Annotated in this window: 17 protein-coding genes; 4 read left to right on the plus strand and 13 right to left on the minus strand. The window is 46.1% G+C overall.

Translation table 11 applies throughout. The features are described from left to right. Positions 1-3: 3 nt before the first annotated feature. Entirely contained in the window at positions 4-1,275 is a 1,272-nt protein-coding gene (gene serS, locus Q0N89_RS05805; RefSeq protein ID WP_294034338.1) for a serine--tRNA ligase, read from the minus strand. 278 nt (positions 1,276-1,553) lie between these two features. On the opposite strand from serS, the gene Q0N89_RS05810 reads away from it, so the two are divergent. After that, on the plus strand, positions 1,554-2,213 hold the full coding sequence (locus Q0N89_RS05810; RefSeq protein WP_294034340.1) for a YcxB family protein: 660 nt from the start codon (positions 1,554-1,556) through the stop codon (positions 2,211-2,213). A 125-nt stretch (positions 2,214-2,338) separates the two neighbouring features. Here the strand turns inward: Q0N89_RS05810 and guaB are convergent, their stop codons facing one another. Then, entirely contained in the window at positions 2,339-3,811 is a 1,473-nt protein-coding gene (guaB, locus tag Q0N89_RS05815) for an IMP dehydrogenase (RefSeq protein WP_294034342.1), read from the minus strand. A gap of 217 nt (positions 3,812-4,028) precedes the next feature. On the opposite strand from guaB, the gene Q0N89_RS05820 reads away from it, so the two are divergent. Then, positions 4,029-4,826, plus strand: coding sequence for a DsbC family protein (locus tag Q0N89_RS05820; protein ID WP_294034344.1), 798 nt, complete (start codon positions 4,029-4,031; stop codon positions 4,824-4,826). A 314-nt stretch (positions 4,827-5,140) separates the two neighbouring features. Next, a complete protein-coding gene (locus Q0N89_RS05825; protein ID WP_294034346.1) occupies positions 5,141-6,442 on the plus strand; it encodes a homoserine dehydrogenase in 1,302 nt (433 codons plus the stop codon). Positions 6,443-6,549: 107 nt separating this feature from the next. On the opposite strand, the gene Q0N89_RS05830 is transcribed toward Q0N89_RS05825, so the two are convergent. From Q0N89_RS05830 to Q0N89_RS05870, 9 genes are all read right to left on the minus strand, one after another. Next, positions 6,550-8,043, minus strand: a complete 1,494-nt coding sequence (locus Q0N89_RS05830; protein ID WP_294034348.1) for a WG repeat-containing protein — start codon at positions 8,041-8,043, stop codon at positions 6,550-6,552. A gap of 113 nt (positions 8,044-8,156) precedes the next feature. Further along, complete coding sequence (cysS, locus tag Q0N89_RS05835; protein WP_294034350.1) at positions 8,157-9,605, minus strand: cysteine--tRNA ligase; 1,449 nt, start codon at positions 9,603-9,605, stop codon at positions 8,157-8,159. Positions 9,606-9,799: 194 nt separating this feature from the next. Next, positions 9,800-12,385: an ATP-dependent chaperone ClpB gene (gene clpB, locus Q0N89_RS05840; RefSeq protein WP_294034352.1), complete on the minus strand. Its 2,586-nt coding sequence runs from the start codon at positions 12,383-12,385 to the stop codon at positions 9,800-9,802. Positions 12,386-12,613: 228 nt separating this feature from the next. Beyond that, on the minus strand, positions 12,614-14,542 hold the full coding sequence (gene dsbD / locus Q0N89_RS05845) for a protein-disulfide reductase DsbD (protein WP_294034354.1): 1,929 nt from the start codon (positions 14,540-14,542) through the stop codon (positions 12,614-12,616). Positions 14,543-14,845: 303 nt separating this feature from the next. Continuing rightward, positions 14,846-14,974 (minus strand): cytochrome bd-I oxidase subunit CydX, encoded by a 129-nt coding sequence (gene cydX, locus Q0N89_RS05850; RefSeq protein ID WP_294034356.1) that lies wholly within the window; start codon positions 14,972-14,974, stop codon positions 14,846-14,848. Positions 14,975-14,984: 10 nt separating this feature from the next. Further along, a complete protein-coding gene (cydB, locus tag Q0N89_RS05855) occupies positions 14,985-16,130 on the minus strand; it encodes a cytochrome d ubiquinol oxidase subunit II (RefSeq protein ID WP_294034358.1) in 1,146 nt (381 codons plus the stop codon). Further along, complete coding sequence (locus tag Q0N89_RS05860; protein ID WP_294034360.1) at positions 16,127-17,752, minus strand: cytochrome ubiquinol oxidase subunit I; 1,626 nt, start codon at positions 17,750-17,752, stop codon at positions 16,127-16,129. Before Q0N89_RS05860 ends, cydB begins: the two co-directional genes overlap by 4 nt. Positions 17,753-18,172: 420 nt before the next feature. Beyond that, the gene (locus tag Q0N89_RS05865; protein WP_294034363.1) at positions 18,173-18,868 is read right to left on the minus strand and encodes a hypothetical protein; all 696 of its coding nucleotides are present in this window, start codon (positions 18,866-18,868) and stop codon (positions 18,173-18,175) included. Positions 18,869-18,961: 93 nt separating this feature from the next. Continuing rightward, the gene (locus Q0N89_RS05870) at positions 18,962-19,684 is read right to left on the minus strand and encodes a rhomboid family intramembrane serine protease (RefSeq protein WP_294034366.1); all 723 of its coding nucleotides are present in this window, start codon (positions 19,682-19,684) and stop codon (positions 18,962-18,964) included. Between the two features lie 214 nt (positions 19,685-19,898). On the opposite strand from Q0N89_RS05870, the gene Q0N89_RS05875 reads away from it, so the two are divergent. After that, the gene (locus Q0N89_RS05875; protein ID WP_294034368.1) at positions 19,899-22,556 is read left to right on the plus strand and encodes a TonB-dependent hemoglobin/transferrin/lactoferrin family receptor; all 2,658 of its coding nucleotides are present in this window, start codon (positions 19,899-19,901) and stop codon (positions 22,554-22,556) included. Positions 22,557-22,631: 75 nt separating this feature from the next. Here Q0N89_RS05875 and Q0N89_RS05880 read toward each other — a convergent pair whose 3' ends face one another. Both Q0N89_RS05880 and Q0N89_RS05885 read right to left on the minus strand, forming a co-directional pair. Further along, positions 22,632-23,459, minus strand: coding sequence for an ion transporter (locus Q0N89_RS05880; RefSeq protein WP_294034369.1), 828 nt, complete (start codon positions 23,457-23,459; stop codon positions 22,632-22,634). A gap of 143 nt (positions 23,460-23,602) precedes the next feature. Further along, positions 23,603-24,148, minus strand: coding sequence for an NADPH-dependent FMN reductase (locus tag Q0N89_RS05885; RefSeq protein WP_294034371.1), 546 nt, complete (start codon positions 24,146-24,148; stop codon positions 23,603-23,605). Between the last annotated feature and the right edge of the window lie 110 nt (positions 24,149-24,258).

A 24,258-nucleotide genomic window follows, 5' to 3' on the forward strand; every position in this document is an offset into this window, starting at 1 on the left:
TAATTACGCACTGATAACAGTCGCACCGCCCATATATGGCTGAAGTACGGCAGGGATGCTCACTGAGCCATCGGCATTTTGATGGTTTTCAAGAATAGCAAGCAATGTACGACCCACCGCCAGACCTGAGCCGTTTAGCGTATGCACGAGCTCGGTTTGCTTGCCGTCTTTTAGGCGTGCTGCCATACGGCGTGCCTGAAAATCGCCACAGTTTGAGCAGCTTGAGATTTCACGATAGGTATCTTGAGATGGTAGCCACACTTCGATGTCATAAGTCTTGACCGCACTAAAGCCCATATCGCCCGTGCATAGCTGTACCACACGGTATGGCAGCTCAAGCGCTTGTAGGATGTATTCAGCTTGTGCGGTCATGTCTTCCAAAGCCTGCATAGATGTATCAGCTTTGACGATTTGTACCATCTCGACTTTTTCGAATTGATGCTGACGAATCAGACCACGAGTATCACGACCTGCTGAACCTGCTTCAGAGCGGAAACATGGCGTATGTGCAGTCAGCTTAATCGGTAAATCACTCGGGGCTAAGATGGTATCACGCACGCTGTTGGTCAATGGCACTTCTGATGTCGGAATCAGATAGTATTCTTTGTCGCCACGCAGTTTGAATAGGTCTTCTTCAAACTTCGGCAACTGGCCTGTGCCCTGCAAGCTGTCGGCATTGACCATGTACGGCACATACATTTCGGTGTAGCCATACTTCGTGGTATGTGTATCTAACATAAACTGAATCAATGCACGATTTAGGCGAGCGACTGCACCTTTTAGCACGCTAAAGCGAGAACCAGTCAATTTGGCAGCCATCTCAAAATCAAGCATACCTAGCTGTTCGGCGACATCGGTGTGGTCTTTAATCTCAAACTCAAAGGCTCTTGGCGCGCCCCAGCGGCGCACTTCGACATTGTCATTTTCGTCATTACCGACAGGTACGCCATCGGCAGGGATATTTGGGATTTGTAGGCTTGCGGTGGTGATGGTCGCTTGCAAATCACGCAGTTCGTTCTCAGCAGCTTTCATCGCTTCAGACACTGCTTGCATTTGGTTCAAAAGCTCAGTGGCATCTTCGCCGTTACGCTTTAGTTCACCGACTTTTTTTGCGCCTGCGTTCTTTTGGGCTTGTAGTTCTTCGGTTTTGACTTGGATGGATTTTCGCTGCTCTTCGAGTGACTGCCAAAAGGCGACATCGAGCTCATAGCCACGAGTTGCCAATTTTGCCTTGAGTTCATCTAAATTACCACGCAAAAATTTTGGGTCTAGCATATCAAAAATCCTATCAAAGCATTTTATACCGCCTGTATCATCACATAATGAACGGTGCAAAATGTTTTTGTGAAGTTTATACTGTTGTTACATAATTTAATGAGTGTATTTATAGCGATAAATACTTGCCAATAATAGCAAATTTTCCCCAAAATTTCAGCCAATTTCATCATTTCACGCCATTTTGCCCAAAAAATTTTTGCAAATTCTAAGTTTTGGTTTATTTTTTTGCATAAAATGGGTAATATAAGCACAGTCTTTTTATGGAAATGAAAATTATGTCAAAAGCGTTGTACCCTTATACCCTAAAGCCTGTCGCCCTAAACATGACCGAAGCGGAATTTCGTGCGGCACAGCTTGCCTTGTTTGACAAAAGCTCAAGCCATTATTCCATCAAATCCATCAAGCCAAAAGAGTGGATTGTGATGGCGATTGCGGTGGCTGCTGCGATTGCTGGTCTTGTGTTTGTCAGTGGCTATTCGACCATTATTTTTTGGTTGATGCTTGTGCTTGTTGGCTTGTACCTGTTGGCACGCACTTTGGGTCTAAAATGGTATATGCAAAGAGAATACCAAAAACAAGTCGCTAGCACCGAGATGCCTGAGCAAATGAGCGGTGTACAGCTTGGTGTGCAATCGCATGGTCTGATTATGGCAATCCCTGCACCACAAGCCATCATGAACTCACCACAAATGCGTGGTATGCAGATGAAAGCTGCGCCAACCCAATCAGCGGTGATTGGCTGGGATACAGTGACCAGCTGGGATGAGACGGATGAATTTTTGTTTATGATGTTTGAAATGAAAGGTCAAAAAGGCTCACAAATCATCCCAAAACGCCTTGATAAACAAGGCTTGCCAATTGACACCATCAAAAAACACCTAAGCGAAGTCAAGCCAAAAGGTCTAGAAGCAGTGATGCAAACCGCCAATGGCTAATTTGATAAGCTAAAGCAAAAAAGCGAGAATGAGCGTTCTCGCTTTTTGCTTATCATACTGATAAAAAAAACAGCGGTAATCATGACAATTACCGCTGTTTTTCAAGCTATCGTAAGTATTTGGGATTAATTCTGACGATAGTTCGGTGCTTCTTTGGTGATTTGGACATCGTGGACGTGCGATTCTTTCATGCCTGCTGATGTCACTTTAACAAAGGTGGTATTGTGGCGCATCTCTTCGATGGTACGGCAACCTGTGTAGCCCATTGATGATTTTAGACCACCGGCAAGCTGATTGATGATACCTGCCACTGGGCCTTTGTATGGTACACGACCTTCGATGCCTTCTGGGACAAGCTTTTCGACACCGTCTTTGGCATCTTGGAAATAGCGGTCTGATGAGCCGTTTTGACCACTCATCGCACCCAGCGAGCCCATGCCACGATACGCCTTATAGTAGCGACCTTGGAACAGCTCAACTTCGCCTGGGGCTTCTTCAGTACCTGCCAGCAGGCTACCCACCATGATGCACGATGCACCTGCTGCGATGGCTTTTGCCATATCGCCTGAGAAGCGGATACCGCCGTCAGCGATGAGCGGAATACGGTCTTTGAGTGCGGTAGCGACATTATCAATGGCGCTGATTTGTGGCACGCCGATACCTGCGATGATACGAGTAGTACAGATAGAACCCGGGCCGATACCGACTTTGACAGCATTAGCACCAGCATCCATCAAGGCAAGCGCCGCATCACCGGTGGCGATGTTACCGCCGATGACTTGGATGTTTGGATAGTTTTTCTTAATCCATGCCACACGGTCAATCACGCCTTTTGAGTGGCCATGTGCTGTATCGACGATGATGACATCGACATTGGCATCAATCAGCGCTTCCACACGAGCTTCGGTATCTGCACCTGTACCCACAGCGGCTCCGACACGCAGACGACCACGACTGTCTTTGGCGGCATTTGGGTTGTTTTCGGCTTTGGTGAAGTCATTGACAGTAATCAAACCTTTTAGGCGAAAATCATCATCAATCACCACGACTTTTTCGATGCGGTGCTTGTGTAGTAGCTCTTTGATACGCTCTTGTGATTCGCCTTCTTTGACCGTGACCAGCTTATCTTTTGGGGTCATGACATTGGATACAGGCTGATTTAGGTTGGTTTCAAAGCGTAAATCACGGTGCGTCACGATACCCACAACCTTATTGCTACCTGCTTCTACGACAGGCACACCACTGATTTTGTGCTCACGAGTGATGCGTAGCAAATCACCCACAGTGGCATCAGGATTGACAGTAATAGGGTCAGCAACTGTACCTGCTTCGAACTTTTTGACATGGCGGACACGGCGGGCTTGGTGTGCGATGTCCATGTTTTTGTGAATAATGCCTAGACCGCCAAGCTGAGCCATCGCAATCGCCATCTTGGATTCGGTGACGGTATCCATCGCTGCTGAGATGATTGGCAGATTTAGGTTGATGTCGGTGGTTAGGCGAGTGGTTAGGTTGGTTTCTTTTGGTAGGACTTCTGAGTAGGCAGGTAAGAGCAAGACATCGTCAAATGTCAAGGCATCGTAGGCAATGCGTAGCATAGGTTATTTCCTTGTGGTGTGCCAAATTATCCAAAAATCAGATAATTAGGATGATGAAATAACGCCGTATTGTACCAAAAATTTGGGGGTGTTGGCAAGGTTTTTTCAAATTATCGACACCAGCCATGCTTTTTATTTGTATAGATTATTGTCAAAAAACTAGCATACAAGCAAAAACTTTGCCATAATACAAAAAAACCAATCAATGAGTTATCATATGAAATTTTCTACCAAATCCCTACTAGCTGGTGCTATTGCTAGCACCCTACTACTGACCGCCTGTGGTGATAAGGCTCAAGCCCAAAACCAAGCAAAAACCGACACCAAAGCCACCGCCCAAACGACAAGCGGTGGTGATACCGCTGTCGTTAAGGCTCTGCAAGACAATCTGGATAAATCAGGCGTCACCATCAAAGTCACCAATGCCATCGCCACACAGATGCCTGATATTTATTGGGTGAGCTTTGATAACGCCCCATCGATGTTCACTGACAAATCAGGCACCTATCTGATTCAAGGGCAGATTGCCAAACTGGGTGATGGCGAGCCTGTGGATATTGGTGCTGACCTATTATCCGCCATTGCCAAAGACGCACTTGCCAAAGTCCCAGAATCTGAGCAAATCATCTTCACCGCTCAAGGCAATAAAAAAGCCCACATCTATGTCTTCACCGATCCGACCTGTCATTACTGCCAAAAGCTGCACAGCGAGATCGATGCCATCACTGCAGGCGGTGTTGAAGTTCGCTACTTGGCTTGGCCACGTGCCCAAAAAGATGTGCCGCTTGCCAAGGCCATCTGGTGTAGCAGCGACCGTAAAGATGCACTTACTCAAGCCAAACAAGGCAAAGCCATCAACGCACCTGACTGCGACAACCCTGTCGAGCAGCACATGGCATTGGGGCATACACTTGGCTTCAGTGGCACGCCAGCGATCTTTACCGCATCAGGTATGCAAATCGGCGGCTACGTACCTGCTGATGAACTCATTAAATTGGCGATTGATAATCAATAAGCCAATGCCTGATTAATCGCATAAATCAGCCAAAGCTCATCACTAACACTGGGCTTGATTTAGGGCTTTGTTTGGTGAGATGTCAAACAAAGCCTTTATTTGTACTATTACAAATTCGGCAGTCAAAACGCTTATTCCAAAAGGCTTAAGCGATTCACACCAAATTTCATAAAAAATTAGTAGCACGAAACCATAAGATGTGGTAATTTAGGCAGTTTATTAGGCTTGTTAAGTTAAGCCGCTATTTTTTCGATTTTTGGCTACATTTGTAGCGATTTTACTTTATTTCAAAGATATATCCCACGGGGCTTTTTGTGAATAACACGATTAATCTTGCCGTACTTGGTCTAGGCACTGTTGGCACAGGTGTGCTAAATCTACTCAAGGACAACGCCGACGAGCTGTCACGCCGTACAGGTCATCAGCTCAAAATCACCCATGCAGGTACTCGCCGTCAGCGTGATGACATTGACCCTACCATCAACCAAACTGCTGATTTGATGGCGATTGCTGCCGCTGATGATGTGGATATCGTCATCGAAGTGATTGGCGGTACGGATGTGGCTTATGAAGTCATCACCCACGCCATCCGCCACAAAAAACACGTCGTCACCGCCAACAAAGCACTGCTTGCTAAGCACGGTAACGAGATTTTTAAGCTTGCCGAAGAAAATGGCGTACAGGTACGCTATGAAGCAGCAGTCGCAGGCGGTATCCCAATCATCAAAATCGTGCGTGAAGCACTCGCTGCCAACAAAATCGACTGGCTAGCAGGTATCATCAACGGCACTGGCAACTTTATCATGTCAGAGATGCAACAAAAGAACCGCAAATTTGGCGATGTCCTTGCCGAAGCACAAGCCTTAGGCTATGCCGAAGCCGACCCGACTTTTGATGTCGAAGGGATTGATGCAGCGCATAAGCTGTCGCTACTGGCGTCGATTGCGTTCGGTATTCCTGTGCAGTTTGATAAGGTGTACTGCGAAGGCATCACCAAAATCAGCCTACAAGATGTCGTCTATGCCAAAGAGCTTGGCTATACCATCAAGCACTTAGGCTTTGCTATCCGTCGTGATAATGGCGTCGAGCTGCGTGTACATCCGACACTCATTCCAAATCAAGCCCTACTTGCCAATGTCAATGGCGTCAAAAATGCCGTGATGATTGATGCGCATCCTTTGGGTCAGTCGCTGTACTATGGCGATGGTGCAGGCGCAGGCGCAACCGCATCGGCAGTGATGGCGGATGTGATGGACTTGGTGCGTGCGATGAGTTCGCACAATCACTTTGCCGTACCGCATTTGGCATTCAAATCTGACCAGCTATCTGATACACGCATTCTGCCAAGCGATGAGATGACTTCTGGCTACTATCTACGCCTGACGGTCAAAGATGAAGTGGGCGTGCTCGCTGACACCACTCGTATTCTCAGCGATAATGGTATCAATATCGATGCTATCCTACAGCGTGATGCACACAAATCAGGTCTAGTGCCTATCATCATTCTCACCCTGCCTGTGGTTGAGAAACAAATGAACACTGCCATCGAGCAAATCGAAGCCTTAGGCGCAGTGGTCGAGCCTGTGGTGCGTATCCGCCTAGAGAGCTTGGAATAAGTACTTAACCGCTTAACTGCAGCATAAACAAAAAGACGGCCTGATGGTCGTCTTTTTGTTTGCCAATTTCTTGTTCTTGTCTTATTCCATTACAAATAACCATTCATTTATGGCATATCACTCATATCATTATCAACCAAATATACGCCGTGCTGCTCATCAATGTAAATTGACACATTTTTCCCATTTTTAATAGCGGGATAATGATATAGTGATATCGGCTCTAAAATTTCATCAAAGTTAAAATCCACAATAGTCCGCCCCAAAATATCAATCACGCCCCATTTGCCATCTCTCATTACTATAATTCGATCATCTTGAGCTGTGTACTCATTGCTTTTCAACTCTCTTTTTAGGTCATCATAAATAAAATCTAAGATGACATTATTTGATTTATCAACAAATCCCCACTTACCATTCTTCTTAACAGCAATAACCCCATCTTGATAATTATGCACCACTTGATACTGTGGCTCGGATATAATTTTGCCATCAACATCCATCAATCCCCATAGGTCATTCATTCGATAGGCAACCACCCCATCCACAAAATAAAAATCCATTTTCTCTGCATCAAACCCACCTGACCATACAAACTTTAAATCATCATAAGCAAAAGGGATAATGATGTTATTGGCACGAGTGATTGCACCGTATTTGCCATTTTGTTTGGCAATAAAGAAATCAACACCATCAGCACCCCGTGACAATTCTTGGTAAGTTGGTGTAATTCTTTGGTTACTCCGATTAATTAGATAAAACCGCTCATTTGACTGAACAACCGCCACACCCAAATCAAATTTATCTACAAAATCATATTCAGCTTTGATGATTTCTTTACCGTTACTGTCAACATATCCGTATCGTCCGTTTCTTTTGACAATAATTGTATCGCCGCCACTGATAAAAACAAAGGCCAAACTAGGCGTATCTTCATCATAAATAATTTGGCTTAGCTGATTGTAATTTTTGTCCAAAAACACACAGCCAAAATCCTTACGGCAAAGCATTCCCATGCTATTACTAGCATCAACGGAAATGTTTTGCTCCGCCATTGGAATGATAATCTTGCCATATTTGTCATAAATTGCCATCTTTAAGACATCGCCCCGATTATCAAAAATACTACGCAGATATTTTGTATCCCCATCACCAATTTGTGCTTTTGAAACACTTCCTTTGGACACAGGAATAACTTCTCTGCCTGTCACATCAATAACACCAAAATAAAATTCATCAATCGTTCCGCCATTGACGATTGCTAAGCCATTTTCAAAATCAAAAATAGTGCTATATTTTGGCTTGAGTACCCATTCAGCTTTTGTGTTTACCAGACCTTTTTTGCCATCAGCAGATGCAGCAATTGCAACACCTTGATGAAACGACGATGTAAAATTCATATCAGGATTGGCTTTAATTATCGTTTTACCAAATTTATCAATAAAACTTCTTTGATTATTATCATCAATATACAAAAACAGACCTTGCTCACAACTGTCGGTTTGTACATCACCATCGTCAAATCTATATAAATCCGATGCAACCTGAATAGCACCTTCACCCAAAAACTCACAAGACTTATCAGTAGGCTCGCTCGCCATCGACATCATTGGGATGCCCAAAGCCAGACATAAAAGATATTTTTTCATTATCATGACTCAACATTCAAAAAATGCTCGCCAAAAAAAGCGAGCATGAATTTAATACAGATACTTTAAACCCGACGCCAAGTCGTTCCTGCTCGACTATCTTCTAGCTCAATGCCCAATGCTTTAAGCTCTTCACGGATGGCATCGGCTTTGGCGAAGTCTTTATTGGCTTTGGCATCGGCACGCTCGGTGATTTTAGCATTGATGGCATCATCACTAAGCCCATCTTCTGCGCCGATTTTACTTTGTAAAAACTGCGTTGGATTGGTCTGAATGATATTAAGCACGCTTGCCAATGTCTTTAGAACAACTGCTTGATTCATCGCATCATCGGCATCATCAGCTTTGATGGCACGGTTTAGTTTGCCTGCAACATCAAACAGCACGCTCACCGCTTTTGCTGTATTAAAATCATCATTCATCGCTGCTGCAAATGCCTGTCCTGACTCGCTTGCCCATGCCGTATCGCTGATATGGACATCGCCATAGTTTTCGGCGGATTTGAGCGCTTGGTATAGGCGAGTGAGCGCTGTATGGCTTTCTTTGAGCGCCGCATCTGAGAAATTGACAGGGCTACGATAATGGCTCGATAACAAGAAAAAACGCACCGTCTCGGCGTGGAATTTGGCAATCACATCACGGATGGTAAAAAAGTTATTGAGCGATTTGCTCATTTTTTCGCCATCGATATTAATAAAGCCCATGTGCATCCAGTTGTTGGCATAGGTTTTGCCACTTGCGCCTTCGGATTGGGCGATTTCGTTTTCGTGATGTGGGAACTGCAAATCATGCCCGCCCCCATGAATATCAAAGGTCTCGCCAAGACAGCAGGTACTCATCGCACTGCACTCAATATGCCAACCCGGGCGACCCAGACCCCACGGCGACTGCCAATGTGGTTCAGATGGCTTGGCGGATTTCCACAGCACAAAGTCAAACGGATTGTGCTTATCATCCACCGCACCCACACGCTCGGATGCCCCTGCTTGCATCTCATCAAGCTTACGCTTGGATAGCTTGCCATAACCGCTAAATTTATCCACCGCATAATACACATCACCGCCACTACCTTGATAGGCAAGATTTTTGGTCATCAAAGTATTAATAATCGCCTGCATATCGTCGATATGGTCGGTGGCTTTGGGCTCGCTATTGGGCGATGCACAGCCCAGCGCCTGCTCATCTTGATGCATGGCTGTGATAAAGCGTGCGGTCAGCTCGTTGATGGTTTCGCCGTTTTCGTTGGCACGATTGATAATCTTATCATCAATATCGGTGATATTACGCACATAATTGACATCATAGCCAAGCGCTCTAAGCCATCGCACAATCACATCAAAGCCCACCATGACTCGTGCATGACCCATATGGCAATAATCATAGACCGTCATACCGCAGACATAGATGCCGATTTTGCCCGCTTGAATGGGTGTAAATGGGCGTTTGGTAGCGCTTAGAGTATCATAAAGTACCAAGTTGTTTTGGGTGGCGGTCAAAGGATTGGTCGTGGTCATGGCTTGCCTTTTGATTGGAATTTTTGGAAAAATAATAAAAGTGCCATCATACCAAAAATTCACAAAAATTGCCAAAAAAGCGATGAATTTATCCATGAAAAAACCGCCTACCCCATCATTATAGGATAAGCGGTTTGGTTTGGTGTGCACTTTGTCATGCTTGATGCATGGTAGTGAATACACTTGTAGAAAAGTTAGCTATAACGCAACTTATTAAACGCAAATTTATCATCCACCCACTCAACGCTGATGACATCGCCTGCGACAAATTCGCCTGATAGCAGTAGCTGTGCCAATGGGTTTTCGATCTCTTGCTGAATGGCTCGCTTAAGCGGTCGTGCGCCAAACACAGGATCATAGCCAATCTCAACCAAATGCGTCATCGCCTCATCACTTATCACCAGTCCTAGCTCACGCTCTTTTAGGCGAGCACGCAAGCGATCCAGCTGAATCTCGGCAATGCCTGCCATCTGTGCTTGACCTAGACTGTGGAACACCACGATCTCATCAATACGGTTGATAAATTCAGGTCTAAAGTGGCTATTGACCGAGCTCATCACCGCTGATTTGATGGTGTCATAATCATCGCCTGCCATCTCTTGGATCGCATGACTACCAAGGTTACTGGTCATGATGATGACAGTGTTTTTGAAATTCACCACACGGCCTTGGCTGTCGGTCAAGCGGCCATCATCGAGTACTTGCAGCAGGATGTTAAACACATCAGGATGCGCCTTTTCAACTTCATCGAACAGCACCACACTGTATGGCTTACGGCGTACCGCTTCGGTCAAGACACCACCTTCTTCGTAGCCGACATAGCCCGGGGGCGCACCAACAAGGCGGCTGACGCTGTGTTTTTCCATAAATTCACTCATGTCGATACGCACGAGCGCATCTTCTGAGTCGAATAAGAAATTCGCCAAAGCCTTGGTCAGCTCGGTCTTGCCCACACCTGTTGGGCCAAGGAACAAGAATGAGCCACTTGGTTTATTTGGATCAGACAGCCCCGAACGGCTACGACGCACGGCATTTGCCACAGCGGTGACGGCTTCGTTTTGGCTGATGACTCGCTCATGCAGGATGTCTTCCATCGCAAGCAATTTATTGCGTTCGCCTTGTAGCATCTTGGCGACAGGAATACCTGTGGCAGCTGAGACCACTTCGGCGATTTCGTTATCGGTCACCTTATTACGCAGCAGCTTCGGCGCACCTGATGCGTTGTCGCTCTCGTCAAGCTGTTCTTGCTCCAGTGCTTTTTCAAGCTCGATAATCTCGCCATATTGTAGCTGTGATGCTCGTGCATAATCACCTTCACGCAGTGCCTTGTCGAGTGCGATACGAGCATTGTCAAGCTTGGCTTGTAGCTGTTTGCTGTTCTCGACGCGTGCTTTTTCGGTTTTCCAAATTTGCTCAAGCTCGCTGTACTCTTTTTGGGCTTCATCGATTTGGGCGGTCAATGATTTAACTTGCGCTTTTGCACCGGCATCATCTTCATTTTTGACCGCTTCTAATTGCATCTTGAGCGCAATGATACGACGATCCAGCTTATCAAGGCTTTCAGGCTTAGAGTCTAATTCCATCTTGATACGGCTTGCCGCTTCATCAATCAAATCAATCGCCTTGTCAGGCAGCTGACGATCAGTGATGTAGCGATGGCTCATCTTGGCAGCAGCGATGATGGCTGAGTCCATGATTTTTACGCCGTGATGTAGCTCATAGCGTTCTTTGAGTCCACGCAAAATAGCGATGGTATCTTCGACGCTTGGCTCATCGACGAGCACTTTTTGGAAACGACGCTCAAGTGCAGGGTCTTTTTCGATATATTGGCGATATTCATCCAAAGTCGTCGCCCCCACACAGCGCAGCTCACCACGAGCTAGGGCAGGTTTTAGCATATTGCCTGCATCCATCGCTCCGCTTGTCTTGCCTGCGCCAACCATCGTATGCAGCTCATCGATGAACAAAATCACATTGCCGTCTTGCTTGGCAAGCTCGTTCAGCACAGCTTTTAGACGCTCTTCAAATTCGCCATGATATTTCGCCCCTGCAATCAGCGAGCCCATATCCAGCGATAGCACGGTCTTATTGCGCAGGCTCTCGGGCACTTCGCCATTGACGATGCGCTGAGCCAGCCCTTCGACGATGGCAGTCTTACCCACGCCCGCTTCACCGATGAGCACAGGGTTATTTTTGGTACGGCGAGACAGCACCTGCACGGTACGGCGGATCTCATCATCACGGCCAATGACAGGATCAAGCTTGCCTTGTAGTGCACGGTCGGTCAGATTGATGGTATATTTATCTAGAGCTTGTCGGTTTTGTTCGCTGTTTTGATTATTCACGGTTTCATCTCCTCGGATTTTTGTAATGATGTTTTGCAGGGTCTCAGCAGTGATGCCTGATGCCACCAATGCTTTGTGCGTGCTTTTTTCTTCAAATAACGCAAGCAATAGCCATTCGACGGCGACATACTCATCACCTGCTTTATTGGCAAATTGTTCGGTGGCCTGTAGCACTCGGGCGGCATCGGGACTAAGTCCAATTTGACCGGTTGGCGAGCTGATGATAGCTTGGTGCGATAGCAATGTGTTAATCTGCTCATCAAGCACATCAAGTCGTGCACCGCTCGCCTGCAAAATCGAGATGGCAGCATCATTGGCAACGAGTGCAGACAAAAGATGCGCAGGTGCAATCGCCGTATGCTGACTGGCGATGGCAAGCTCGTTTGCCTTGCGGATGATGTCTTGTAAACTTCGGGTATATTTGTCAAAATTCATGTTATTATCCTTATCAATGTTTGGTTGATTATTATATGGATAGCCTGTGGATAATTTTCAAGAATTTGGATTTGTGATCGTATAATAATTTTATAAGATATTGATTTTATTGTTTTTATTTAAATTTTCTAGGAAATATTGTAAAGATAAAAATCATCCCCATCGGGGTGGCGATGGGGATTTTCAAGGGGTAGTTTTTTTGTGGAATTTTGACGGCATTTGGATAATTTATTTACCCAAAGCCATCTCAAAATCCGCACGCTTGACTTGTCCTAATAGCACTTGTTCAAGCTTGCCTTCTTGATAAATCAGCAAAGCCGGCGGCCCAAACAGCTGATAGCGAGCTAAGACAGCACGGCTCTCATCGGTCGTCTCGGTGATGTCAAGCTTGACCACTTGATAATCAGACAGCACAGCAGGACGATGGGTAAATAGCTCTCGCTCCATGATGCGACATTCGATACACCAGTCGGCGGTGAGATCGACGAGCACTTTTTGGCGAGTGGCGAGAATTTGATCCAGCTCATACAGCGTGGTGATTTTAATATCTGGGTATTGCTCGGTGTAGCCTGTAGTGCTCTGAGTGGTGTTCAGCGGTCGCCAAGCATCGGTTGCGCCCATCGATGCACCCGCCACGAGACAGCCCGCCCAAATCGCCGATAGCACCGATAGCACACGAAAGCCCACTTTTGATAAGCGCCAAAACCATAGGCTCAATACCATAAACCACACCGCCCACAGCACAAGCATCATCGAATTTAACAAAATCCGCTCAACAAGCAAGAGCGCCACACCAATCAGCATCAGACCGCCGAACTGACGCACTTTACCCATCCATGCGCCTGCTTTTGGCATCCATTTGCCCTGTGCTACACCCACCAATATCAATGGCACAGACAAGCCCAAACCCAGTGCAAACAATGCCACAAAGCCAAACACCGCACTGCCACTGCCTGCCACTGCCGTCAATGCCCCTGCCATCGGTGCTGAGACACAAGGCGACACTACGAGCGCTGAGAGCATCCCTGCCAGATAGCTACCGGTGATACTACCAAGCTTGTCATCGGCACGCTGAGAGTTGTTCTGCAAGACATTGGCGATGGCTGATGGCAAGCGAATCTGCACCCAACCAAACATCATCATCGCATACAGCACAAACAGCCCTGCGACGATGGCGAGCACCCAAGTTTTTTGAAACCATGCAGCAATCCCAAGCGCCTGCCCAAACCATGCAATCAGTGCGCCCAAGACACCATAAGCACTCGCCACGCCCACGCCATAGGCGGTGGATAGCACAAAGCCACGCTTGGCGCTAGTTGATCGCTGCTTGGCGACGATATTGGCGACGATAGGTAGCATCGGATAGATACACGGCGTAAAGGCAAGTAGTAATCCTGCCAAAAACAACAAGCCAATCATCATCACAGGATTGCTGCTACTTGCTTGGCTTGGCGTGTAGCTATGATCTAGCGTATAACGCTCAGCCGATGACAGCGCCGTACCATCTGTACCAATGATATCAGCTGATAGATTGGCATTGTCTTGGCTTGTGGCTTGTGTGGCAGAATTGGCTGTATTTGGTGTATCTGCTTTGGTGTCGGCTTGGTTGTTGGTATTGGCTGTATCCGCCTGCATCGCCTTGACGGCATCAGGATTGGCAGTAAGCGATATAGCTACATTGGTGGTCTCAGGTGGATAGCACAGCCCTGCTTTGGCACAGCCCTGCCACTTTAGTCCGATGGCGGTATCAGTTATCGCTTGGGTGCTAGCAAGGGTCGTTGTTGCGATGACATCACTTTCAAACACCGCCACACGCCCAAACTGCGGATCATCCACCCAGTTCGGCGACTGGTCAAACTGCCACTGCCCCGCTACCACGCCATCAGGTAGCTTGAGCGCAATTTTATCTTGATAAATATAATAACCATCAGTCACCCGAAACTGCACCGTCAGACGCTCGCCATCTTGGGTCGTAGTCACGCCAAATGCTTCATGCACAGGTAGGATGTCTTGGGACTTTGAGCCAAAAATACTGCTCAAACCGCCAAACGCCCCACTGCTAGAATTGGCATGGGTCACGCTAGGCACACCTGCCGAGATGCTCGCAATCATCAAGGCGGTCAAAATCAGGCGTCGTGGGCGGATGGCTTTGTTCATTATTATTCTACGGCTAAAAAAATTGCTAATATTTTAGCATTATTTTGCCCAAATAGGCAGTCAGCCACGCATAAAAATTGGCACAAATACCAATATTTGCAAGGCTTTGACCAGACTTTGCACGCTGATTTAGCCAATACAAATACAGTGCTAATCAGATGATAAAAATTGCAAAACTTCGGCAAATCACTGGTAAGAATTTGGCAAAATTGGTTTTTTAAACATTTTGCCAAACACAAAAAAAGCACCTTGAGTTGCCCCAAAGTGCTTTTATGACTTTCAAATTACGACTATCAAAATCGCTTAGGGTTTATCCGAATCTGATTCGCCAAACGACTCATTGCGTGACGCTTCAAATTCCACCCAAACTGCGCTCAGAATTGCAAGCAACACCGCAAATCCCAAGCCCAAAATCCATGCAAAATACCACATGAGTTACTCCTTAGTATAGGGATTTTTCGTTTTGTTTGATGTAGGCTTTGGTCACCTTGCCACGCATGATGGCATAGCCCCAGCTGGTATAAGTCACCACCACAGGCAATAGGAAAATCACCACAAGTAGCATGATAAACAAAGTCAAATGGCTAGAGCTTGAATCCCACACCGTCAAGCTTGAGCGTGGGTCGCTCGATGACGGCATATAAAATGGGAACAACGCCACGCCTGCCGTACCGATAATCCCAAGCAGGCTTAGGCTCGATGTGATAAATGCCAATAAGGTGCGACCAAGCTTTAGTAAAGCAACGGTAATCAGTGGCATCACAACGCCCAATGCAGGCACTGCCCACAGTGCAGAATGTGCGTAGAAGTTGTTTAGCCATGCGCCTTGTTCGGTGCTGACAGTCTTACTGATTGGGTCAATCATGCCATTGGGATTGATGGTGCTTGTGATGACATAGCCATCCAAATTCACCACCCAAAAGCCCGCTGCCACAAACAGCACCGCAGTCACAATCGCCGCCATCTTGGCATAAGTCGATGCACGCGCTTGGATACCATCGACCGTACGATGTGCCAAATACACACCGCCATGCATGATGAGCATCAGCACACTAATCAGACCACACAGCAGTGCAAATGGGCTAAGCAGTCCAAAGAATGAGCCGGTATAAGTCGATACCAAATGGCTATCAAGATGGAACGGCACGCCAAGTAGTAGATTACCAAATGCCACACCAAAAATCAGCGCAGGCACAAACGAGCCGACAAACAATAGCCAATCCCAAATCTTACGCCATGTGTCATTATGAATCATACTGCGGTATTTAAAGCCCACAGGACGGAAAAACATCGCCCACAGTGCCGCAATCAATGCCCAATAAAATCCGCTAAACGCCGTAGCATACACCAAAGGCAATGCCGCAAAAATCGCCCCGCCTGCGGTGATGAACCACACTTGGTTACCTTCCCAATGCGGGCCAATGGTATTGACAATCACACGGCGTTCGGTGTCATCTTGACCGACAAACGGTAGCAATGAGCACACGCCAATATCATGACCATCCATGATGGCAAAGCCAATCAGTAGTACGCCGACCAGTAGCCACCAAATCAGTTTGAGCGTTTCATAATCTAAAGGTATCATCATGGCGATACTCCTTTATTTTGTGAAGTATGAGCATCTGTTGGGTTGATTAGGTGCGGTGAAGTTTTTTCGCCATAATATTTACCTGTACCCAATGATGCTGGCCCAATTTTGACATATTTCACCATCAAATACATCTCAACAATAGCAAGGATGGTATAAAACGCCACAAACCCTGCCAATGACATCAGCACACTATTAACATTAATATTCGATACCGATAAATGCGTCGGCAAGACGCCATATACCGTCCACGGCTGACGACCATATTCGGCGACGAACCAACCTGATTCAATCGCAATCCACGGCGCAGGAATCATCAGCACGGCAAATTTAAGCAGCCATTTTTTCTGCATAAAGTTGCCTTTGATGGTGAAAAATAGGCATAAAGAAAACAGCAATAGCATCAGCATACCCATACCCACCATCACACGGAATGTCCAAAACATCGGTGTCACTGCAGGCACACTGTCATCGACCGCTTGTGCAATCATTTCAGGCGTCGCCTTAGTGACATCATTGGTGTATTTTTTAATCAATAAACCAAAGCCCAAATCTTCTTTGTGTGCATCAAACTGTGCAATCATCGCAGGGTCAATGGTGATGCCTTGTTCTTTTTGGGCACGCATGGTATCAAGCAGACTGACAGCTGTGATGCCATTGCGGATTTTTTCTTCATTGATTTTTTTGATGTCATGAATGCCAAGAATCTGTTTGTCCAATGAACGAGTACCAATGATACCCATCACATACGGGATATGCACTGACCAGTCGTTCTTTTGTTCGGCTTCATTGATGCCAGCGATGATATTAAAGCTTGCTGGTGCAGGCTCAGTTTCCCACATCGCTTCGATGGCAGCCAGTTTGGTTTGCTGTGCATGACCAATCGAATAACCCGACTCATCACCCAAGACAATGACAGAACAAATCGCCGCAAAGCCAAAGGCAGATGCCACATGAAAGCTACGCTTGGCAAATTCAATATCACGACCCTTAAGCAGATACCATGCCGACACACCAAGCACGAACATCGCCCCTGTCACATAGCCTGCTGATACGGTGTGCAAGAATTTGTTTTGGGCATCTGGATTTAGGAAAATTTCTGCAAAGCTTGTCATCTCCATACGCATGGTTTCATAATTGAACTCAGCGCCGACAGGGTTTTGCATCCAGCCGTTCGCCACCAAAATCCATAGCGCAGATAAGCTTGTGCCCAGCGCCATCAGTAGTGTGGTGGTGAAGTGCTGTAAGCGAGACATACGCTCCCAGCCAAAGAAGAACAGACCAACCATTGTCGATTCTAAGAAAAACGCCATCAAGCCTTCGATGGCAAGCGGCGCACCAAACACATCGCCGACATAGTGCGAATAATATGCCCAGTTGGTGCCGAATTGAAATTCCATCGTGATACCAGTGGTAACACCCAGAACGAAGTTGATGCCGAACAGCTTACCCCAAAAACGGGTCATGTCTTTCCAAATCTCTTTGCCTGTTGTGAGATAGACTGCTTCCATGATGACAAGCATCCAAGTCATCCCAAGCGTCAAAGGCACAAATAAGAAGTGAAATAATGCAGTTACGGCAAATTGAAGCCGAGATATATCGACCAGATGCTCGGTAATCATACCAAACCCCTTTTTGATAAAATTGAATGAATATTCGATGCGACCGATCAACAGGCAAAAATGTATCAATCAATGAATGGGGCGAGATGTCCCAAAGACTTGCCTATCCTTGAGAACAGTCGATATGAACTTCGCCATCATAGCAAAGTATTTACCAAAAACCAACAGATATTTATTGACCGATTCATTCATTATTTTGATGATAAACTTTGGATAATATCGTTTTATTAATATGGCAATTTATGATAAACCAAATTAACTTTTTATATAAGATTTAATGATTAAGATACGGGTTTTTCTTATGAATTGGGTGAAAACTAGCAAATTATCTGGTATATGGGATGATGCTAAATAATAAAACCCAACTTATCACACCTTAAATGGCTAACTCGTTGGGTTTTGTGTGGATTTCAGCACCGATTAATCAGAAGTTCCATTGACCTCTTCATCATACGCACCAAAATATCGGGTTTGACATCGAATTATTTTTTGATTTTCATCAAAATTCATAAAATACCCATATGCAGCCGCACCAGTATTGGATAAATAACCATTCTTTTTCGTGAAATGAAAACTATAATGATAACTTAGCACGGGGTAAAATAGCATCTGATAATATCCTCCCAAATCTGGTATTGATTCTGTTGGAAACTCAATATGTTTAGCTAGCGAATATGCATTTAAACCGCCACTATGACTCTTTTCAGGATTCAATGATGCCCAAAATCTCTCCGTTCCAGCATGCATAATCAAACCATTCTGGTCTTTGACATAAAACTGTGGTAATGCTTGCATAAAACGTGTATCTGAAAAATAAATGGTCGTAATACTATCCGCTGCCGATTCATCACGAAACTCAATACGTGTAAATGGCGAACCAAACAAGGTAGCATTTTTAAATCGATAATTGGTTACTGTGCCACGCTCAGCTTCTGATTCCTTTGATGAAATGATATCTTTTTTTAATGATTTTGGTGCAGAATCAATTAATTCCCAAATCTCACTCGGTGAACAATTTTCTTTGATAGCGCTAAAGTGATTTGTCCAATCACCTGCTGATGCACTTGCACACAAAGTCAAACCAAAAATCCAGTTGCGACTTTTTTCAACATACAAAACTCCATTACTGTTAATAAATCAGTTTCAATCCTAAAATATATCTTAATCAATTCAATAAGTCAATTAGCGCCATTGCTTGATAAAACCATGCTACAACCTTGCTACCACTTCACCTTGTAGCACCCACCAAAAGCCCATAAAGCCAAGCGCAAGCAGCATCGCCGTCGCCCAAAAATACGGAAAATGCCCCAGTCGATGCGTCAGCCGACGCTCCGCACTCAACGCCACGCCAAGCACCGCCCCTGTCAGCATTCCACCGATATGCCCTGCATTATCAATCCCTGCGATGGCAAAGCCCATGATGATATTAAGCCCCATGACGATGGCTAGGCTTTTGGTATTTAGCTGAATGCCGATGGGCGCTTTCGTTAGTGCAAGCACAAGCAAAAACGCCCCCATACCCATAATACCACCCGACGCCCCTGCCGAGATGGTGGGTAGCTCGCCTGCTAGGATGGCTTGCCATGATTGATAATTGGACAACAGATTGCCACCCACCACCGACAAGCCAAACAGCACCAAAAATCGCACCGAGCCTGTGATGACTTCGACCACTTGCCCAAAAAAGTACATCGCAAAGCTATTGAACAACAAATGCATCAGCCCAATGTGCAAAAACGCACTCGTCAGCAGTCGCCACGGCTCATCATTCATGCTAAGTAGCACAAAATCCGCCCCAAAGCGTATCAAATCAGCATTCGTCTGCGCATCGATACTCACGCCTGCCATCATCTGATATAGCGTCATCAGCACAAAGCTTGCAATCAGTACAATGGTCATCGGCGCATATCGCCAAAGCTGTTGTAGTGTCATAATTATCCAAATCCATCTCAAGATTTCTTGACAAATTGTATCATAAATTGACCCAAACGCCATGTTCATGGCAAATGCTATTGTTTAATCGATAATCATTCAATAATACAAATAGTAATGATAGTGATTCTTATTTACAAAATAACTGGACTGATTTATAATAGCGCAACATTTGCATGATTTGTTTGTTTATGAACCAATAAGGATGATGACCATGACAATCCATACCCATCCATCAGCATTATCGGTACTTAGCTTATCCGTACTGCTTGCCATGTCCACACAGGCAGTTGCCAATGATGGCGAACAAGCCGAAACCCAAAGCGCCACACCAACCGTCGTGCTTGAGAGCGACGAAATTATCATCAACCGCACCGCCCCTGCCCAAGTTGGGCAAGCGGTGGTCAATCGAGATATGCTTGATGGCCAAAACATCCAAGACGCCAAAGATTTGGTACGCTACAATACCGAAGTAGATGTCGCCGAAGTAGGTCGCTATGGCAATAAGGGCTTTGCCATTCGTGGTGTCGATGGCAACCGTGTTGCGATGAATATTGATGGCGTGCCTTTGCCTGATGTGGAGAGCAATGAGATTTTTTCGCCATATGGCTATATGTACGAAGGTCGCTTTAGCCCTGACCTTGAGATGATGAATAGCGTGCGTATCACCGCAGGTGCTGACAGCTTGGCATCAGGCTCAGGCGCAGTCGGTGGCTCGGTGGCTTATCTGACCAAAGAGCCAAGCGACATACTCCAAGGCGATGATACCGCTGGTGGCTATGCCAAAATCGGCTACAACAGCAAAAATAGCGAAAAGCTGATTGCCACAGGCTTGGCATTTGACCACGGCCGTGCACAGGGTCTGCTCAACTACAGCTATCGTCAAGGTAGCGAAACCAAGAACCACGCCATGCGCCGTGCTGACTATGCTCGCATCAACCCTGAATATCTATTTAGCGAAGAAGAGATGCCATCAGCTTATGATACCGCATCACTGATTTATCCCAATCCGATGGCGTTCGACCGTGAAAGTGTGCTTGCCAAGCTGTATTTCTCACCAACCGACGAACACCGCTTTGGCGTACATGGTATGTACCAACGCACCGAAAATGACATCAATGTCGAAAGCATCAACAGCACAGGCTCACGCACAGGTAACACCACTCGCCGCGCTCACGATGTCGAAGAGCTCAAAAGCTATGGCGCAAACTATCGCTACCAACCTGATAACAGCTCTGCACTGGATACGCTAAGCGTGGATTATACACACAGTGATGTGCTAGGTCTTGCAGATACTTGGGTGTATCGTCGTGAATTTACTTGCTCTGACCCGAGCGTCTCGCAGTATCTGTGTGATTATTATGGCAAAGAACTTGTCCTAAACAAAGACAATGTCACCCTATCCAACCGTGAATATCGCCCCACTCAGACAGTGACTGACCAAGTCAGCCTAAGCCTAAAATCCGTGCCGTTTGACCTTGGTAAATTTGGTGAACATAAGCTTAGCCTAGATGCCAAATACGCCAAGCACGACTACACAAGCTCAGCGACTTATCTATCTAATAGCTCATACATCAAGGACCATCTATCGTATGCCTTCCCTGATGCCGACAAGACCAACTACAGCATCACGCTGACCGACAGTGTACGCCTAAATGACCGCCTGCGTGCTTTGGCGGGGCTTCGATATGATAATTTTAATTATTCACCGTATTTCCAAGATGATGTCAATGGGCTTAGCGAAATCACTCGTAATAATGACGTCTGCAATAACAGCTCAAACACCACCATCTACTGCCAACTGTATCGCTCAGGCAATGGCTTGGCACAAAGCAAATTTCATCATCTGACTTGGAATGCTGGCTTTGATTATGAAGTCATCGCTGATAAGCTTGATGCTCGTTATAAGATTGGCACGGGATTTTTAGCGCCGACGGTATCGCAGATTTATAGTAACTTTGAAGGCATGGGCATTCGCCAAGTGCCAAACTATGCACTCAAACCCGAAAAATCACTCAACCAAGAGCTTGAACTCAAATGGACGGTGAATGATGATGTCAGCCTAAGCGCATCCGGTTATTTGACGCAGTATGATGATTTTATCCATACTCGTTTTTGGCAAGGTGATACCAACGGCTGTGATAGTCGCAGCACTTGCCTACAGTCCACCAATCTTGACACCGCCAAAATCTATGGCGTACGCTTAGGCGCAAAAGCCGACCTGTCTAATTGGCTCAACACCAAAGGTCGCTTGAGCGTCTCAGCAGATTATCATACCGCTCGTGACAGTGCCAAAGTCACGCTCGATGATGGCTCGGTGGCGACCATTAATACATTGGCATCCGTGCCTGCGACGCTGATTGTCGGTGCTGATTATATTTCACCCAATGAAGACTGGTCACTGCACGCTCGTGTGCGTGGTATCGCCGCCAAAAAAGCCAAAGACACCAAATCCATTGAAGTTACACCTATCGAAACCGTCACCACAACCACTTGCCCAAGTGATATTGCCGCTTATGGCTATTGTGACTATTATGGTTATCGTTATGACAGCGCCACAGGCAGTTATACCAAAACCGCCACCGCCATCACAGGCTATGATGAGTATGTAGATACCTACAAATACGCCGATAAGAGCAAAGGTGCGATGGTTGTGGATATTTATGGCACCAAAAAATTTGGTCAAAACAAACAATTCATCGTCAATGCTGGTGTCTATAACCTAACCAACACCAAATATATCCCATGGGAAACCCTAAGAATGTTCAATACCACCAACACCAATCAGATGGTGGGTGCTGATGGTTATGGCTTTGCTCGCTATACCGCCCCTGGTCGCAACTTTGGTATCTCAGCGACTTATCAGTTCTAAGTCTGCTGCTTACCCAAACAAATTGCCCCAAGTGTGCGCTTGGGGCAATTTTATCTATCACTAATTTATACGTGTTTATACGTGCAAATCATGACCGCAGCGGTCGCAGTATTTGGCATTGGTCGCATGGCCAAATTTACCACAGTTGGGACAAGAGACTGGCTGTAGCTGTGGGCGCATGGTGCGGGTCAGCTCAGCGGTAAAAATCCCCGTCGGCACGGCAATGATGGCATAACCGGTAATCATCACCATACTTGCAATCGCCTGACCAAGCGGTGTCTTGGGCGAAATATCGCCATAGCCGACAGTGGTGAGCGTCACGACCGCCCAATAGATGGACTTAGGGATACTTGTAAAGCCATGCTTTGGGCCTTCGACCACATACAGCACCGCCCCAAAGATGGTGACAAGTAGCAATAAAGATAAGAAAAATACGGTAATCTTGTGCTGACTGGTCTTGAACGCCGCCGCCAAAAACCCCGCCTGCTGCATATACGATTTTAGGCGAAATACCCGAAAAATCCGCAAAATCCGCAAAATACGCACCACCAGCAGATAATGCGTACCCACAAAAAACAGGCTCAAATAAGTCGGCAATAGCGCAAGCAAATCCACCACCCCAAAAAAGCTAAACGCATAGGCGCGGCGATTGGGCGATGAATACAGACGTAAGGCGTATTCGATGGTGAATAAAATGGTAAATAGCCATTCTGTCACCGCAAAATAGCGACCATAAGCAATGCGTAGCTCAAGCACGCTATCGAGCATCACCACAAAGACACTGGTAATAATCGCCACCAAAATACAGACATCAAACAGCTTGCCCGCAGGCGTGTCTGTGCCCTCGATGATGACATGAATCCGTTCTTTGAGCGAATGGGTTTTGTGGTGAGTTGGTTGCATAAATCGAGCAAAGTAACAAAAGATGCTATATTTTAGCCTAAATCATCACGAATGAATAGCAACAGTTGCGCAAAAAAACCATCCATAATTCATGGATGGTTTAGGTCTGTCAGACACTTTGGTGTTGCGTTGTATCGAGCCAATTAGAATTTTGCAACAAATTCAGCAAAGCTATTGATAAAGCCTTGTAGCGTGCCTTTGGCTTGTTCAGAAACCAGTTCGCCTTGTTCATTGAACGCACCGGCAAAGATACCACCGACCGCCGCTGCAAATGGCGCAACAGGCATACTGATATAAGCACTCGCCGCCACTGTACGCAGCGCATCTACGGCACGGTTGCTACCACCTGCATTGACACTCACCAGACCTAGCGGCTTACCAATCCATAGGCTTTGACCTGCTGGGCGTGATACCACATCGATGGCGTTTTTTAGCATCGCAGAATAGCTACCATTATGCTCAGGTGTCACCCAAATCACCGCATCAGCCGCTTTTACCGCTTCACGCACACGAGTGTACTGTGGCACATCTTGGCTGTCTAGGTCACGGTCATATAGGGGCAAATCGCCAATTTCTACGATATTTAGCTGAATTGACGCAGGGGCGATTTGTTGTAGATGTTTCACCGCTAGGTGGTTGAATGATGTTGTGCTAGCACTACCAATCAATACGGCAACTTGTTTGGTCATAAGAATTTTCCTTCTTTTTTGACTTGAATTTGTCATGGTTGGATTCATCGGCGTTGATCTGTCGATACTTGCCTTGTCATGGGTTTATTATCCATGAATTTGTCTGCCAC

Origin of the sequence: uncultured Moraxella sp. (assembly GCF_945873075.1) — a bacterium.
Classification (GTDB): Bacteria; Pseudomonadota; Gammaproteobacteria; order Pseudomonadales; family Moraxellaceae; genus Moraxella.

Coding starts and splice junctions, on each gene's coding strand:
- serS (WP_294034338.1), bottom strand. CDS start 1,275: ATGCTAGACCCAAAATTTTTGCGTGGTAATTTAGATGAACTCAAGGCA.
- Q0N89_RS05810 (WP_294034340.1), top strand. CDS start 1,554: ATGTCAAAAGCGTTGTACCCTTATACCCTAAAGCCTGTCGCCCTAAAC.
- guaB (WP_294034342.1), bottom strand. CDS start 3,811: ATGCTACGCATTGCCTACGATGCCTTGACATTTGACGATGTCTTGCTC.
- Q0N89_RS05820 (WP_294034344.1), top strand. CDS start 4,029: ATGAAATTTTCTACCAAATCCCTACTAGCTGGTGCTATTGCTAGCACC.
- Q0N89_RS05830 (WP_294034348.1), bottom strand. CDS start 8,043: ATGGCGAGCGAGCCTACTGATAAGTCTTGTGAGTTTTTGGGTGAAGGT.
- cysS (WP_294034350.1), bottom strand. CDS start 9,605: ATGACCACGACCAATCCTTTGACCGCCACCCAAAACAACTTGGTACTT.
- clpB (WP_294034352.1), bottom strand. CDS start 12,385: ATGAATTTTGACAAATATACCCGAAGTTTACAAGACATCATCCGCAAG.
- dsbD (WP_294034354.1), bottom strand. CDS start 14,542: ATGAACAAAGCCATCCGCCCACGACGCCTGATTTTGACCGCCTTGATG.
- cydX (WP_294034356.1), bottom strand. CDS start 14,974: ATGTGGTATTTTGCATGGATTTTGGGCTTGGGATTTGCGGTGTTGCTT.
- cydB (WP_294034358.1), bottom strand. CDS start 16,130: ATGATGATACCTTTAGATTATGAAACGCTCAAACTGATTTGGTGGCTA.
- Q0N89_RS05860 (WP_294034360.1), bottom strand. CDS start 17,752: ATGATTACCGAGCATCTGGTCGATATATCTCGGCTTCAATTTGCCGTA.
- Q0N89_RS05870 (WP_294034366.1), bottom strand. CDS start 19,684: ATGACACTACAACAGCTTTGGCGATATGCGCCGATGACCATTGTACTG.
- Q0N89_RS05875 (WP_294034368.1), top strand. CDS start 19,899: ATGACAATCCATACCCATCCATCAGCATTATCGGTACTTAGCTTATCC.
- Q0N89_RS05880 (WP_294034369.1), bottom strand. CDS start 23,459: ATGCAACCAACTCACCACAAAACCCATTCGCTCAAAGAACGGATTCAT.
- Q0N89_RS05885 (WP_294034371.1), bottom strand. CDS start 24,148: ATGACCAAACAAGTTGCCGTATTGATTGGTAGTGCTAGCACAACATCA.